Below are 14,211 nucleotides of genomic sequence, written 5' to 3'. Positions count from 1 at the left end.
CGCGGCGCCCTCACCTACGGATCACCTGGTATTCGGGACCGGGACGGGCATGCCGCGGGGCTGGTGGCTCGGGCAACGGGCTAACCTGTCAGACGTGCCGCCGATATCCGACGACGAGATCGCCAAGGGCTTCGCCCAGGGCGACGAGTCCTCCCTCAACGAGGCCTACCGTCGGTGGGGTTCGCTCGTCTACACCGTGGCCGTTCGATCGCTGGACGACGCCGACGAGGCGAAGGACGTGACGCAGCAGGTCTTCGTCGGTGCCTGGCGGGGACGGCAGGGATACCACCCCGAGCGCGGCTCCTTCCCCGGCTGGCTCATGGGCATCACCCGCAACAAGATCGCCGATGCCCTCACCCAGCGCTCGCGACAGCGCCGCGAGGTGGAGGCGGTGACCTCGCAACTGGTGGAGACCGTAGCCGCCTACGACTCCACACCCGACGCGGTGGTGGACCGTGTCCTGGTGCTGGACGAACTGTCCGGACTCCCGAGCCCCCAGCAGCAGATCCTGCGCATGGCGTTCTTCGAGGACCTCACCCAGGTCCAGATCGCCGAGCGGACGGGACTGCCCCTGGGCACGGTCAAGAGTCACACACGGCGCGGGCTCATCAAGCTCAGGCGCAGGCTGGAGGTGGACGGTGCAGCACACTGATCAGGAGACACTGGCCATGCTGGCCCTCGGAGAAGCGCCGTCGGACACCGAATCGGCTCACCTGGGCGGCTGCCCCCGCTGCACGGCGGAGCTCGACGCGCTGCGCAGAGCGGTCGGCGCCGCGCGCTCGGCCACACCTGGCGACGCGCCCCTCGCGACACCCCCCGACGAGGTGTGGGCGGGCATCTCCGCCGAGCTCGGTCTGACCTTCGACGGCCCGGAACCGGTTGCGCCGTCCATGGCGGGGGAGCAGGAACGGCACTCGCGGCACGAGCAGTACGACTGGCACTCGCGGCACGAGCAGTACGACCGGCACTCGCAGTCTGACCAGCACAGTGAGACCGCGCGGCGAATCCGTCGGCCACTCACCCGGGCGGCTGTTGCCCTGGCCGCGTGTGCCGCGCTCCTCGGTGCCGCAGCCGGCAGTGGCGCCACCTGGTGGCTCTCGGACCACGACAGGCCGGCCGTCGCAGGGCCGGCCGAGCCCCTGAAACCGCTGATACCTGCGGCTGTCGGGTCGGTGCGTCTGGGGGACACGGCGGGCCATCGCAAGTTGGACATCACTGTCCACGGACTGCCCAAGACCTCTGGTTACTTCGAGGTGTGGCTGATGGACCGCAACCACAAGAAGCTCATATCCATGGGCGTGCTCGGCCCGGACGGGCACGCCGTCCTGCCGGTACCGGACAACGTGGACCTCTCCGACTACACGGTCGTCGACGTCTCGGCCCAGGCCTACAACGGAAGCCCGGCCCACTCCGGCAGGAGCATTGTGCGCGGACCCTACTCCGGCTGACCGTGCGGGCCGCTCCCTTCAGAATTCCCCCCCCACACCCGCCGCAACGCGTCCGCCGGGAGCCGGTGCCGCGGTGCGCCAGGAACACCCGGTCGCCCACTCTGAAGCCGACGCTCTGGCCGTCCAGCCGCAGGCGCAAGCGTGAACATGTCCCACACCGCGGAGACCGACACATGATTCGCGCTGGTCAGGCGACGAGGCAGCGGCCCTGCCGGCCGGCTGCGGGCACATGTGGCGCCGGCGTTGATGGTTCACCATCGGGGGACACACACGACGTGCCCGCCCAGAGGTGTTCCTCCGGACGGGCACGTGTGACCCGCAAGTTCAGTCGTGCGGGTGGAAGACGTCCTTGGCGGCGTCCTTGGCCTTCTCGCCCGCCTGGCGGACGTCGGCCCCCGCCTGTTCTGCCCGGCCCTCGGCCTCCAGGCGCTCGTTGCCGACCGCGTGGCCGATGGTCTCCTTCACCTTGCCCTTGATCTGATCGACCTTGGCGTTCAGCTTACCGTTGTCGCTCATGATGTGATTTCCCTTCGCAGTATTGTGACGGTCCCGCACGAACTGACCTCATCGGAAGGTCGGGCCGTTTTGCGTTCGAGGTCATCCCGAATGTCGTTGGCTGCCACGGGTCCGGATCTGTCCACCGCACCGGGGCTGCGGCCGGCTGCCTACCAGCGGTACCAGCGGCCGCGGTTTCCGCTGGGACCGGTGGAGCGCACGAGGAACCCGAGCGCCCACAGGACCAGCACCACAATGCCGATCCACAAAAGCAACTTCACTGCGAATCCCGCGCCGATAAGGAGCAGCGCCAGCAGAAGAACAATGAGCAACGGTGCCATGATGATCAACCTCCCAGAGCGCGCTTGCCCCCGGATCCACCGGCCAATCCAGAGAATTCCTGATCGGTCGTCGACCCGGTGCTGCCGCCCGACTCAGGCGCACGCGACGCGGGTTCCCGGCGACCGCTACGGGCGGAGACCGATGCCGGAGCCGGCCTTCCCGACCGGCGGTCGGCCGGCCGCGGATCAACGATCGTCTCAACTACGGGGACCTTGAGCTGAGTGTCTGCCGCTTGGGCGGGGGTCCGGGAGGCCTCTCAACTGGCCGGGCCCAAGGTCACGGTGCGGGATCCGGGTGTGAAGTCTTCGAAGCACTGGTGCCAGGACTCACCGGGCCAGTAGTACGTCACCCGACCCTCGACGGGCCGGTAGTGGGCTGTGTAGAGGGTTCTGGACCCCTGCTCGTCGACGGATCGGTACAGCGGCGGTTTCAGCATCGCCGCCACGTCCGTACCCGCGGCGCGAATGGCGCTCAGCCGCTCCTGCGTCTGCAAGGCCCGCTCCTGCTCGTCGGTCACCGGCAGGTGCTGGTGGTTGGCGGCGCAGGCGTCCGGTGCCAGCATCGGTGACATATCCGGTCCCACGAACACCGTCACCGCCTTCACCGGATCGACAAGGGTGAGGTTTTGGGGGACGGCGACCGGCAGGGACCGCAGCCTGTCGACCGCCTCATCGACGGTGTCGCACGTCTCCAGCAGGTAGCGCACCACGATGAGAATGGAGAAGCCGTCTCCGTAGGCGGAACGTCCGCCCCAGGTGAGCGAGACCGCCAGACCCGCGTCGTTCATCCCGTCCAGCAAGCCCCACAGCATGTCCTGCATCCCGATCACGGGGCGCAGGAAGCACGTGGAGACGATGGCCCCCTCGCACTGGTCGGGCGGCAAGTCGTAGTTGCGCAGCAGAGTGCCGTTCTGGCCGATCTGGGTGCAGCCCGGGGAGAACGGCCGCAGTGCCGCGTGGGTGAGGAAGGCTTCCGCCTTGGGCTGGTCGAGTTGGCCGGCCAGGCGGTCCAGAACCGGGACCAGCTCTGGCATGTGTGCACGGAACAGCGCCTGAACTCGGTCCGCGCCCTGCGGAGTCCGGCCCTCCTCGGTCAGCAAGCCCTCCATCTCCTGCCACAAGGCCCGGGCGTAGGCGGCCCACCGCCCGTCACCACCGTCGCCGACCTCGATCGACCGGAAGGTCTTGTGCTGTTGCCGCACGGCCGGCACTCCCCTGTGAGAATCGGACCAGGTCAGGGCAACCTAGCCAATTGGGCCGGTATTCACCAGGTGGCCGCCAACGTCCTCCGATCTGCGGGTCGGTCCTCCGGCCGGTCGCGGATGGGCGAGGCCAGGCCCCTTCGGCAACTCCACGTCGTCGTGATCATCTCCTGGTGACGAACTGGCAGTTGGCCTGCCACCACGCGATGAGCGAGTCGTCTTGCGGGCCGTCCGCGATCGCACCGATCAGGTCGGCCGAGTCGGTCCAGAAAATGCGCAGGTCCCCGGGGTCTTCGAGCCGGCACGCCACTCCGCCGCCGGACCAGAGGCCCTGGTAGTTACCGCCGAGGCAGTTCCGGCTGGATGCCGATGGTTCCTGCGTACGGTCAAGCCAGGCTGCCATCGACGATTTGTCGGAGAACTTCAGGATGAGCAGAGGAATGGAGACAGGCCCAGGGCTGACTGCGGTGCAATTGAGGACTGCTGTCACACCGTTACGTTCAGCACACTCGGGTCGTTCGAGCACGGGCTGAGCACGGCGCCGGAGGTGCGATAGAGGCGGATCTGACTCTCCGACGCGATGACCAGAACAGGACCTCGGAGCCGCCGGGACAACGCGTCTACCGGAGAGCGAAAGCGAACATCGAAAGCGGAGGACAGGACTACGCGGTCGATGCCGGTCGGCGTGATGGCACGGATCGATAACGCCCGCCCTGATGACCGGCATCGGCCGCTGGAACCTCGGCGAACGCACGCCCGCCGGCGTCGAGTGTCAGTCGAGGCCTTCGATGATCCGGAAGTCGCGCTCGACGCCGTCGGCAAGTGCGGCCAGCGCCTCCTGGTAGGCCGCGCTCGCCCGTGCGGCGACCGCCTGTTCGAAGCTGTCGAACTCGATCAGGATGGTGCGCCCGGCGATTCCGGCGTCGTGTGCGACGACCCGGCCGTCGCGGGCGAGCACCCGGCCGCCCGCGGCCTTGACGGCTGGACCGGCAAGCTTGTTGTAGGCAGCCAGCTTCTCGGGGTCCGCAATGGTGCGGTAGGCGCTGACCCAGTAGCCCTTGGCCACGGTTCCTCCTGTGTTCGGAATTGATGCTCGGAAGCATGCTCGAATCCATGCCGGCGCGCTGTGGGCCAGCGAGCCGACGGGGACGGCGTCGAAGTCGGACGGCGTCGATCCTCAGGTTCCGGTTCGACTCGACCGGCCCAGGCCCGGCACACCCGCTGGGGCCGTGCTCGGATCGGTCTCGGGTGAGCGTCGGCGGGCGAGGGCGAGGCTGGCCATCGCTGTGACCGCCATCGCGGCGACGCCGACCAGCGCCGCGGTCGTGTAGGCGGCGTCGTCCGGGAAGAGGTGGCCCGTGGTGGTGCCGGCGGCCAGGACCAGACCGCCGATGGCGCTGCCCAGGGAGTACCCGACGCTGCGGACCACGTAGTTGAAGCTCATGGCGCTCGACGTCTCGCTCTTGGGGGTGACGGCCAGGATGACGCCGGGCATGGCGGCCGAGAAGCTGCCGACGCCGAAGCCCAGCACGCTCATCGCCGCGAGCAGTTCGGCCAGGTTGGACCGGGCGGCGGCGAACAGGACGAACCCGCCGCCGACGATGGCGGCACTGCCGGCCAGGAGCAGGGGGCCGTCGATCCGTTCGCGGACCCGTGGGGTGAGCTTGCCGGCGACGAACCCCAGCACGGAGAACGGGATGAGGACCAGCCCCGCCACGAAGGTGCTCAGTCCGAAGCCGTAGCCGGCGCTGTGCGGCGTCTGCGCGTAGCGGGTGATGAGCGTGAGCAGGAGGTACATGCCGCTCCCGCCGACGAACATCGCGATGTTCGCCCCGGCGACCGCCGGGTGCCGTACCGCCCGGACGTCGATCAGGGGCGTCCTGCTTCGCAGTTCGGAAACGGTCCAGACGCAGAGCAGGAGTACGGCGGCGACGGCAAGGGACACCGCCACGGCGAGGTGCCGGCTCCACAGGCTCCGCTCGCCGGCCAGGAACAGGACGATGAGCAGTCCACCCGCCAGGACGAGCGCACCGGTCACGTTCACGTGAGCGGAGCGGCCTTCGGGAGCCGCGGGCATCGAGCGCCACGCGGTCACGAAGGCGACGGCGGTGACGAGCAGGCCGAGGCCGTACGCGGCCCGCAGTCCGCCGAACTCGGCGAGCAGCGCGGCCAGCGGGTAGCCGACGCCGGCCCCGATGATGGAGACCACCGAGATCAGCGCGATCACGCCCGCGCTGCGCTCCTCGGGAAGATGGTCGCGGGCCACGCCCATCATCAGCGCTGTGAGGCCGAGTCCGACGCCTTGGGCCGCCCTGCCCACGAGCAGCCAGGCGAACGGCAGCGGCAGCACGGTGAGCGCGCTGCCGACGACGACGATCGCCAGCGTGGCGAGAGTCGTGGCCCGCCGGTGCGGACCGGCTCCGAGCCGGCCGAGGACGGGGGTGGCTACGGCGCCGCTGAGCAGGGCGATGGTCAGCGTCCACTGCGCGCTGTCGAGGGAGACGTGGAACGTGGTCGCCACGCTGGTGATGAGCGGCGTCCCGAGGCTGGCGACCGCTGCCACGACCAGGGCGATGAACATCAGGGCGGGGACCAGCAGACGTGCCTCGGAAGGTATCGGGGGAGTGCTCATGGGCTGGTCGTGAGCCTGGGGCGCGGTCACCGGTCCGACTCCTCTCCTGCGTGACTTTCGAGCTCTGCCAGATGCAGTAGGGCCGGAAGCGCTGCTGCCAGGGCCTCGACCTCGTCATCGGTGAGTTTGTCGACCAACCGCGCGTACGCGTCGACGCCCGCCTGGCGTCGCGTCCGGACATACGACGCGCCGGCCTCGGTCAGGCACGCCAGCGTGACCCGCCTGTCGGACGGGTCGCCCTTCCGCTCGACCAGCCCGGATTCCTCCATCACCCGGACCAGGACGGTCATCGCGGGCTGGGTGACGCCCTCGGTGACCGCCAGATCGGTGATCCGTCGCGGACCGGTCTTTTCCAGGGTGGCCAAGGTGGCGGCTGAGGTCAGGCTCATGTCGCGAGGGAGGCGTCTCACGGCCCTGGTGGCCAGACCGTAGAGGGCTGACGGGATGGCATCGGATGCGCCGTGCGCGGCGTCTCGGCGACTCATGCCTGAAGCATAGCAGATTTATATGAAGTCTTTATGTATCACCGGTCGGGGTTCGGCGGCGCCGACCTCGACCCGACCACGTTCGAAGACCCCGGATCAGCCCGCGTCTGCTCGATGATCAGCTACGGGAGAAGCCTTAGGGTTGGCGTCACGAAGATCCGTCGATCGGTCCGCGAGGTGCCATGCCCCTGCAGATGACGTTGACCGCGATAACCCTCGATTGCCCTGATCCGCTGGCTCTGGCGGCGTTCTATCAGCAGGCCACCGGCCTCGAACCTCATCCGAAGTCCGATGCCGACTTCGCCGGTCTCACTTGTGAGGACGGCCTCTTCATCGGATTCCAGCGGGTCGACGACTATCGTGCGCCCCGCTGGCCCGATCAGAGCCTGCCTCAGCAGTTCCACTTCGACTTCAAGGTTGACGACCTGGACGACGCCGAGGCCCGTCTGCTGGAACTGGGCGCGGGGAAACCGGATCACCAGCCGGATGTGAGATGGCGGGTCCTCACCGACCCAGCTGGGCATCCCTTCTGCCTGGTCAAAGGCTGACAACAGCTCAGGCTGCGGCCCCTCAAGGGGCATCCGGCGCAGAGGGATGACTCGGGGCTCCGGATGCCCAGGATGGCTGCCGCGAGGGAGATGGCCCGACCGCGGCAACGGACCTCGACGTCCCAAGGACCGGCCGGCCGGGGACAGGCATCGCGCCGGGGACTGCCGGTGATCACTCGCCCTGGGCGGCGAGGCCGATGGCGGTGGCCTGGAGGAGGCGCATGAGGCGGGGTGCGAAGTCGAGGGCGGCGTGGCCCCAGCGTGGTTCCTGCGTGTAGAGGTGGGCCAGCGTGGGGGTGGGGTGGGAGATCTGCCAGAGGTTGGCCGTCACCCCCAGTGCGACGGTGACGAGGTCCTGGACCTGCGCCGTGGACAAGGTGCCCGATCGCGTCAGGCATGCGACGGCCTGGTCGTAGGCCGCGAAGGAGTTGGCCTTGTAGCGACGGGCGCGTTCGATGCCGACGTCGCCTTCGAGGCTGAGCGGCACGTGGGTGAGCAGGTCGCAGAACAGCGGCATTGACGTCAGGGTGGTCGCCACCGCTGCCGCGGTCCCGGGGGGCGGAAGACCCCGGACTCCTTCCAGGTGGACGTCGAGGCTCTCGCTCCACTCGCGCCAGCCGCGCTCCGCGAGTTCGAGCAGCAGCTCTTCCTTGCTCGCGAAGTAGCGCAGGACGGCCGAGGGATGCAGGCCGATCGATTTCGTGATCCCGGCCAAGGTGACGTGGCGTACACCCCCGCGCTCGGCCGCCAGTACGCGAGCGGCGTCGAGCAGGTCTTCTACGCGCTGGAGTTTCGCCGCGGCTGAACGGGCTCTCGGTTGCACGGCTCCACCATAACGCAATCTGATTGTGTTAGCTTTCCGTAACGCAATGACGTTGTGTAGAGGAGTTCGAGATGCAAGCAGCAGTCGTGTCACGCTTCGGGGAACCCGGCGTGTTCGAGCTCACCGAGCTCCCGGACCCGGTCCCGGGTCCCGGCGAGATCGCGATCGACGTCAGCCACGCGGCCGTCGGCCTGGTCGACGTCTACATCCGGCAGGGCCTCTACCAGGAGCGGGAGGGCATGCCGCAGCCCCCCTACGTACCGGGGCTCGAAGTGGCAGGCACCGTCCGGGCGCTGGGCGAGGGGGTCACGGACTTCCGCGTCGGGGAAGCTGTGGTGACGCTGTCCGGCACCGGCGCCGAGGGCGGCTACGCGTCGATCTCCGTCGTGGACGCGGCGCTGACCGTGAGCCTGGAGGGATCCGGCGTGGATCCGGCGGCGGCGGTGGCGGCTGTGCCCAACGCGGCCACTGCCTACCTGGCGCTGACCGAGGTGGCCCACCTCAAGCAGGGCGAGCGGGTTCTGGTGCACGGCGCCCTGGGCGGTCTGGCCTCCACCTTTCCCGGCGTGGCGCGCGGTCTCGGGGCTGCCCGAGTGGTCGGTACCGCGCGGCGCGCCTCGCTGGCCAAGGCGCAGGCGTCCACGCTTCCGTACGACGAGGTCGTATCGAGTGACGATTTCGCCGACACGCTCGGCGAACAGCGCTTCGACGTGGTGATCGACCCCGTCGGCGGACAGGTGCGCACGGACAGCCTGCGGGTGATGGCGCCGCTGGGCCGGATGCTCTTGGTGGGCAACGCGAGCGGAGACTGGGAGCACACCGTGCCGACCAATGCCCTGTGGGGCGCCAACCACGCCCTGCTCGGCTTCTCGATCGGCTTCTACCTCCCCAATCGCCCGGACATGGTACGCCCCGCCGCCCGGGGTGCACTGGAGGCCGTCCGCCAGGGCCTGGTCGCCATCGACGCCCGGACCCTGCCGTTGTCCGAGGTGGCCGAGGCCCACCGCCTCCTGGAAGAAGGCGGCGTGGGCGGCCGTCTCCTCCTGACGACCTGACCACACCTCGGCCCGCGAGGCTGCTACGTCCTGTACGGAGGTTCGCCTGTCCCGGTGGCGCGCGCCGCCGTGCAGTCAAAGGTTGCGCGAACTGATCGGCGCGTCGCAGGGCCTGGTCATCGCGGTGCGTTCATCGCTGCCCTGTCGATCGTCCCGCAGGAACGCGCTGATCAGTACGGTGGTGCTCATCCCGCCCGTGCCGCCTGTCGCCTCCCCGAACCCGCGTAACGACCCAGGCCGCGGCCGGCGGGTCCGGGCGGCCGCGGTTGTGGGGGGTCGAGGAATGCCTGGTGCGACTCAGTTGCGGAGGAAGTCCAGTGCCTGCTGCACGAAAACCTCGTGGTACTGGAAGATGCCGCCGTGTCCGGCGTCGGGGTAGATGGCCAGTTTGGCATCGGGCAGCAACTGGGCGAGGCGGAGCGTGCCGGTCTCGGTGGGCCACATGGTGTCGTTGTCGCCGTTGACGACGAGGACGGGCTGCCTCACGGCTGCCAGGCCGTCCGGTGAGGTGTTCTGCTCCCAGGCGGTGAGCGCGGCCAGTTGGGCGCCGATGGTCTCGTTGGAGACCGCGGCGTCGCGGTCGTCGGTGGTGCGCTCGTCCAGGCGGCCGAGGAAGGCGTCCGCGGCGTCCTGGCTGGACCGCGAGGGTTCGAAGAACAGGAAGTGCTTGGGGTGCTTGCCCTGCTCGGTCGCCTTCTGAATCGCCCCCTGGAGGGTGGCGCCGGTGGCTGCGGGACCCGGCGCGCCGGCGGGCGCGGTGCCGGCCAGGATCAACCGCCGGACGCGGTCGGGGTGCTGCTGGGCCACGACCTGGGCGACGATGCCGCCCAGGGAATAGCCGAGCAGGTCGACCGTGTCCAGGCCGAGTGCGTCCAGGAAGGCGACGGTGTCGGCGGCCATCGCCTCGAAGGTGTCGGGGGTGGTCCCGCCGGAGCGGCCGACGCCGCGCAGGTCGACCAGGATCACACGTCGCTCGGCCGCCAGGCCGTCGACCACGGCGGGGTCCCATTCGTCCAGCGCCGCGGTGACGTGGTGCAGGAGTACCAGGGGTACGCCCGCGGCCGGGCCCACCTCGCGGTAGGCGAACGGAGTCTCCGCGACGTTCACGGTCTGGGTGGGCGCGGTTGCTGCGGTTGCTGCGGACATGCTGGGGTCCTCTCCCTCTTCGCTCGGCGCCGGCGTGGTCGCCTGGCGCTCATTGGATAACGGTCGTTATGGAACGATCGCTATTCTATAACTGGGGTGGAGTTCGAAGCGCGCACGGCAGCAGCGGAAGGGGATCAGGATGAGGTACGCCCAGGACCACAAGGTGCACGCGAAGGCGGAGATCCTGCGGGCAGCCTCCGGCAAGCTGAAGGAGAAGGGCTTCCACGCGGTCGGGGTCGACGCACTGGCCGCTGCGGCCAACGTCACCTCAGGGGCGCTCTACTCCAACTTCACCGGCAAGGAAGGGCTGCTCGAAGAAGTCGTCGCCGCCGAACTGGGCCTGCAGTTCGCCGGCATCGCCGATCCCGAATCGGATCCCGAATCAGGTCCCTCGTCTGCCCCCGACTCCCACCCCGACTCCGACCCCGCCGAACGAGGCCGCCGGCTCGGCGACATACTCCACGTCTACCTGAGTGACGAGCACCGCACCGATCCCGCCGGCGGCTGCGTGATGCCGTCGTTGAGCGCCGACGTCGCACGAGCGGGCGACTCCGTCCGCGAGACCTACCGCCGCCACATGGTCGATCTGGTCGCCACCCTGGCCCCCGCCATGCGCGGCGCGCCGGAAGAGCAGACCAAGCACGCCTGGGCCATGATCGCCTCCATCGTCGGCGCCGTCACCATAGCCCGTGCACTCCCCTCGGGCGACGAGTCCCGTGCCGCCCTGGATGCGACCCTCGAAGCTGTCATGCAGGCCATCGACCGCGAGTGAGGGCGTAAGCGCCCGCCACGTATCACCCGTCCGCCTCGGCAAGTGCGTCGCGAAGTGCTGCTCGCGACGAAATACCGAGCTTCGGAAAAATCTGGTAGAGATGCGCACCGATGGTCCGGTGGGAGAGATAGAGCCGCTCGGCGATCTGCTTGTTACTGAGGCCGGACGCGGCCAGCTCGGCGATCTGCCGTTCCTGGGGCGTGAGTATCTGACGCACCGCCGCATCGGCTCTCGGTGCGGTCCATCCGGAGGCGCGCAACTCCTTGGACGTACGCTCCGTCCAAGGCCGGGCTTTGAGCAGGGTGAAGGCCTCGTTGGCCTGGCTCAGCGGTCCCCGGCAGTCCGAGTTCGCGCGTGCCCGCCGCAGTCGTTCGCCGTAGGCGAGCCGCACCCGGGCAAGATCGAACGGCCATCGCTCGACACCCGGCACCGCCAGCGCCTTGTCGAAAAGACGTATCGCGTCCTCGTCCCGCTCGGCGGACAGTGCCGCCGAGCCGCCGGCGAGCAGAGCCAGCCGGGGTGAGAGCGCCGCCATGTCGATGTCCTGCATGGCGCGTACGTGAGCGGCCGCCTCCGCACGGCGGCCGGTGCGGACCGCCGCTTCGACGAGGTCCATCGCCACCCACAGCGCGTGCGGTGCATGGGAGGCGAAGGTGCCCGGAGGACTGATGGCCGCAGCCTGCTGGTAGGCGCTCTCGAAGTCCCTACGCCCGATGGCCGCGACGGTGCGTACGTGCCGGGCGTAGTGCAGTGCCGTCCCGACGCCGCGTGGTGTCGCGAACCGGGTGATCCGGTCGGCAAGACGCTCGGCGGAGCCGTCGTCACCACGTACGGCGGCCACGACGGCTCGGCAGTACCAGAAATACCAGGTGAAGAAGCGGTATCCCGAGTCCTCGCACAGCTGCAGCCCCTCAGCGGCCAGTTCATCGCACTCGTCCCAACTGCCGCTCAGGTAGTCGCCCAGGCACAGGTGCATCAAGGCGCCGAGGGATCTTCGCGGCGGGCCCCCGTCCCGCCCCTGGAGGACGACCCTCCAAGAGGACTCGCGCAGGTCCGCCAGTCGGTCCGCGTAGAGCGACGCGGTCCCGATCCGCACGATCCGTCCGGGGTCGGTCTCATGGGGGAGGCCGTCCAGGATGGGCCCCAGCTGCGCCAGGGCGGCCACACCTGACCGTGCCGGGTCGGAGAAGGTCTTGCCGGCCACCGACAGCAGAGGGGGCGGCTCCGGACGCAACCGGGCGAGCGCGGCGTAGAAGGGAGGCCACAGTTCCGCACGGCCGCTGTAGAAGCACAGGAGCAGGAGCAGGTGGATCGCCTCGATGAGAGCGGCGTCCTTGGCGTCATAACGGTGGGTGTCGGACTCGATCGCGGTCACGAGCATGTGGTGGGCGGTGTCGACGTCCCCGCCGCCGTTGATGGTCAGATAGACGGCAGCGGCAGCGGAGTGCAGGGAGTCCGTCAGGTCCGGGTCCGCCCGGCGCGCGTGGGCCAGCAGGTCCGAGACGCCGAGCAGGTCCCCGGTGGCGTCGGCGCCGATGTAAGCGGCCTCGGTGAGCCTGCGCGCCCGGTCCTCCCCGCGGGGGCTCAGGTCGGCGCTGCGCACGAGGGCCGCCACGGCGCCGCTGGCGTTGCCGCGGCCTGAGATGAGGCGGGCCGCCCGTTCGAGCAGGATCGCCACGTCCTCGTCCGGCTCGACGGATGCCTCTCCCAGATGCCAGGCCCGGCGCTCGGGCTGGTCAAGCAGCACCTGGGCCAGAGCCCGATGAGCCGTGCGGCGCTGGGCAGTGGTGCAGGCCTCCACAACCGCCGAGCGGATCAGGGGGTGCCGGAAGACCAGCCGCCTGGTGCCCGCGTCGAAGTGCACCAGCCTGTCCTCCTCGGCAGGGGTGAGGGCCTCGATACCGCCCTCGTGTCCGGCCTCCCGCGCCGATGCCTGGAGGACACCGAGATCACCGGTTCCGTCGAGTGCGGCCAGCAGCAGCAGATTCCGCGCGGCATCGCCGAGTGCGGAGACCCGGGAGACGAACAAGGCCTGCAGCCGCTGGCTGAGCGGCAGCAAGGGTGGAAGGCCCTCCGAGGCGATGAGTTGCGGTCCGCTGAGCGCGGTCGGCAGCTCGATGAGCGCCAGTGGGTTGCCCTCCGCCGCCACCAGCAGCCGCTCCCGTACCCGTTCAGCGAGGTCGGGAAAACGTGCGTCGAGCAATTCCCCCGAGGCGGCCCCGTCCAGCGGCGGAACTTCGTACTCGGGAAGCCCGAGGCGGTCGAAGGGAGTGTGGCTCCCCGACCGCATGGCTCCCAGAAAGCCGACCTGGCTGCCCGCGAGCCTGCGGGCGACAAAAGCGAGAACGCCCGCGCTGGCGCGGTCGAGCCACGGCAGGTCGTCGACGATGAGGAGCAGCCGGTTCGCGGTGGCCACCTGGCGCAGGAGCAGCAAGGTCGCACTGGACACGACGAGCCGGTCAGGCGGCGGTCCGCTGTCGAAGCCCAGTGCCGTCCGCAGGGCTCCCCTGTGCGCGCTGTCGAGCTCGCCGAAGAATTCGGCGAGGGGGAAGAGAAGCTGGTTGAGCCCGGAGTAGCTCACATCGGCTTCGAATTCGACTCCGGCGGCACGCACGACCTGCGTCCCCGCCGAGGACACCGCTTCCGCCGCAGCGTCGAGGAGAGCTGTTTTCCCCACTCCGGCCTGTCCGGAGAGCAGGAGAGCACCACCGCGATGGGCGGTAGCGAGGAAGGCGCAGATGTCTTTGACCTGCCGCGCGCGTCCCACCAGGGAATGGGAGAAGTCGGCCTCGAAAGGGTCCTTCAACGGTCACACTCCGCCTCGGCCACCACTACTGTGCGCAGGCCTCATTGAAGCCCGGCTCTGCTCTGAAATGGATTACGGATGCCGAATGCTACCGCTGGATCACCGACCGGCAAAAAACTTTCACTGAATGAAAGTCCGGTGCGGGCGGCACTCCGGTGCGGCATCCGCGTTTGCCCGGATCGCGGTCGGTCGTGATGACGGCGACCTGCGCTGCTGTCTCTCCGATGAGCTCCCTGGCCCACCGGTGAGCAGGAGTCCACGGGTCGTCGGGGCCTGCCTGGGAATGCGTCGTCAGCGTTTCAACCCCACGCCGGTCGCATGCTGTGGCGCCGTCCTATGCGGGCCCGAACCGGCAATCGTGGCGATGGTAGTCTGGTAATCATCTATGCCATCTGGGGCCCAGCGATCCGTCGCCCACAGGTGTCGCGACGACCCCCCATTGACCGCGGGCTGCGAGT

At 69.3% G+C, this 14,211-nt stretch carries 15 protein-coding genes; 5 read left to right on the top strand and 10 right to left on the bottom strand.

Translation table 11 applies throughout. The annotated features are described in order from the left end of the window. Positions 1-94 precede the first annotated feature (94 nt). Positions 95-652 carry an RNA polymerase sigma factor gene (locus OG702_RS04530; RefSeq protein ID WP_327287577.1) on the top strand — a complete coding sequence of 186 codons (558 nt, stop codon included), beginning with the start codon at positions 95-97 and terminating at the stop codon, positions 650-652. Beyond that, positions 639-1,448 carry an anti-sigma factor gene (locus OG702_RS04525; protein WP_327287576.1) on the top strand — a complete coding sequence of 270 codons (810 nt, stop codon included), beginning with the start codon at positions 639-641 and terminating at the stop codon, positions 1,446-1,448. The genes OG702_RS04530 and OG702_RS04525 overlap by 14 nt, the downstream gene beginning before the upstream one ends. A gap of 324 nt (positions 1,449-1,772) precedes the next feature. Here OG702_RS04525 and OG702_RS04520 read toward each other — a convergent pair whose 3' ends face one another. From OG702_RS04520 to OG702_RS04490, 7 genes are all read right to left on the bottom strand, one after another. After that, positions 1,773-1,964, bottom strand: a complete 192-nt coding sequence (locus OG702_RS04520; RefSeq protein ID WP_327287575.1) for a CsbD family protein — start codon at positions 1,962-1,964, stop codon at positions 1,773-1,775. 149 nt (positions 1,965-2,113) lie between these two features. After that, complete coding sequence (locus tag OG702_RS04515) at positions 2,114-2,284, bottom strand: hydrophobic protein (RefSeq protein ID WP_327287574.1); 171 nt, start codon at positions 2,282-2,284, stop codon at positions 2,114-2,116. A 257-nt stretch (positions 2,285-2,541) separates the two neighbouring features. Then, a complete protein-coding gene (locus tag OG702_RS04510) occupies positions 2,542-3,495 on the bottom strand; it encodes a C45 family peptidase (protein WP_327287573.1) in 954 nt (317 codons plus the stop codon). 154 nt (positions 3,496-3,649) lie between these two features. Then, positions 3,650-3,889 carry a hypothetical protein gene (locus OG702_RS04505; protein WP_327287572.1) on the bottom strand — a complete coding sequence of 80 codons (240 nt, stop codon included), beginning with the start codon at positions 3,887-3,889 and terminating at the stop codon, positions 3,650-3,652. A gap of 369 nt (positions 3,890-4,258) precedes the next feature. Beyond that, the gene (locus tag OG702_RS04500) at positions 4,259-4,552 is read right to left on the bottom strand and encodes a DUF1330 domain-containing protein (RefSeq protein WP_327287571.1); all 294 of its coding nucleotides are present in this window, start codon (positions 4,550-4,552) and stop codon (positions 4,259-4,261) included. A gap of 111 nt (positions 4,553-4,663) precedes the next feature. After that, complete coding sequence (locus tag OG702_RS04495; protein WP_327293080.1) at positions 4,664-6,118, bottom strand: MFS transporter; 1,455 nt, start codon at positions 6,116-6,118, stop codon at positions 4,664-4,666. A gap of 26 nt (positions 6,119-6,144) precedes the next feature. Further along, entirely contained in the window at positions 6,145-6,507 is a 363-nt protein-coding gene (locus tag OG702_RS04490; RefSeq protein ID WP_327287570.1) for a MarR family winged helix-turn-helix transcriptional regulator, read from the bottom strand. Between the two features lie 278 nt (positions 6,508-6,785). Between OG702_RS04490 and OG702_RS04485 the strand changes: the two genes are divergently transcribed. Further along, on the top strand, positions 6,786-7,151 hold the full coding sequence (locus OG702_RS04485; protein WP_327287569.1) for a VOC family protein: 366 nt from the start codon (positions 6,786-6,788) through the stop codon (positions 7,149-7,151). Between the two features lie 172 nt (positions 7,152-7,323). Here OG702_RS04485 and OG702_RS04480 read toward each other — a convergent pair whose 3' ends face one another. Further along, positions 7,324-7,974 (bottom strand): TetR family transcriptional regulator, encoded by a 651-nt coding sequence (locus OG702_RS04480; RefSeq protein ID WP_327287568.1) that lies wholly within the window; start codon positions 7,972-7,974, stop codon positions 7,324-7,326. Between the two features lie 71 nt (positions 7,975-8,045). On the opposite strand from OG702_RS04480, the gene OG702_RS04475 reads away from it, so the two are divergent. Continuing rightward, positions 8,046-9,029 carry a quinone oxidoreductase family protein gene (locus OG702_RS04475; RefSeq protein WP_327287567.1) on the top strand — a complete coding sequence of 328 codons (984 nt, stop codon included), beginning with the start codon at positions 8,046-8,048 and terminating at the stop codon, positions 9,027-9,029. 297 nt (positions 9,030-9,326) lie between these two features. On the opposite strand, the gene OG702_RS04470 is transcribed toward OG702_RS04475, so the two are convergent. Next, entirely contained in the window at positions 9,327-10,175 is an 849-nt protein-coding gene (locus OG702_RS04470) for an alpha/beta fold hydrolase (RefSeq protein WP_327287566.1), read from the bottom strand. A gap of 139 nt (positions 10,176-10,314) precedes the next feature. Between OG702_RS04470 and OG702_RS04465 the strand changes: the two genes are divergently transcribed. Further along, positions 10,315-10,947: a TetR/AcrR family transcriptional regulator gene (locus OG702_RS04465; RefSeq protein ID WP_327287565.1), complete on the top strand. Its 633-nt coding sequence runs from the start codon at positions 10,315-10,317 to the stop codon at positions 10,945-10,947. A gap of 22 nt (positions 10,948-10,969) precedes the next feature. Here the strand turns inward: OG702_RS04465 and OG702_RS04460 are convergent, their stop codons facing one another. Then, the gene (locus tag OG702_RS04460) at positions 10,970-13,753 is read right to left on the bottom strand and encodes an AAA family ATPase (protein WP_327287564.1); all 2,784 of its coding nucleotides are present in this window, start codon (positions 13,751-13,753) and stop codon (positions 10,970-10,972) included. Positions 13,754-14,211: the final 458 nt, after the last annotated feature.

Source organism: Streptomyces sp. NBC_01198, from assembly GCF_036010485.1.
Taxonomy (GTDB): Bacteria; Actinomycetota; Actinomycetes; order Streptomycetales; family Streptomycetaceae; genus Actinacidiphila.
The sequence above is the reverse complement of the archived record's forward strand: the minus strand, read 5'-3'. Positions and strand labels throughout refer to the sequence as shown.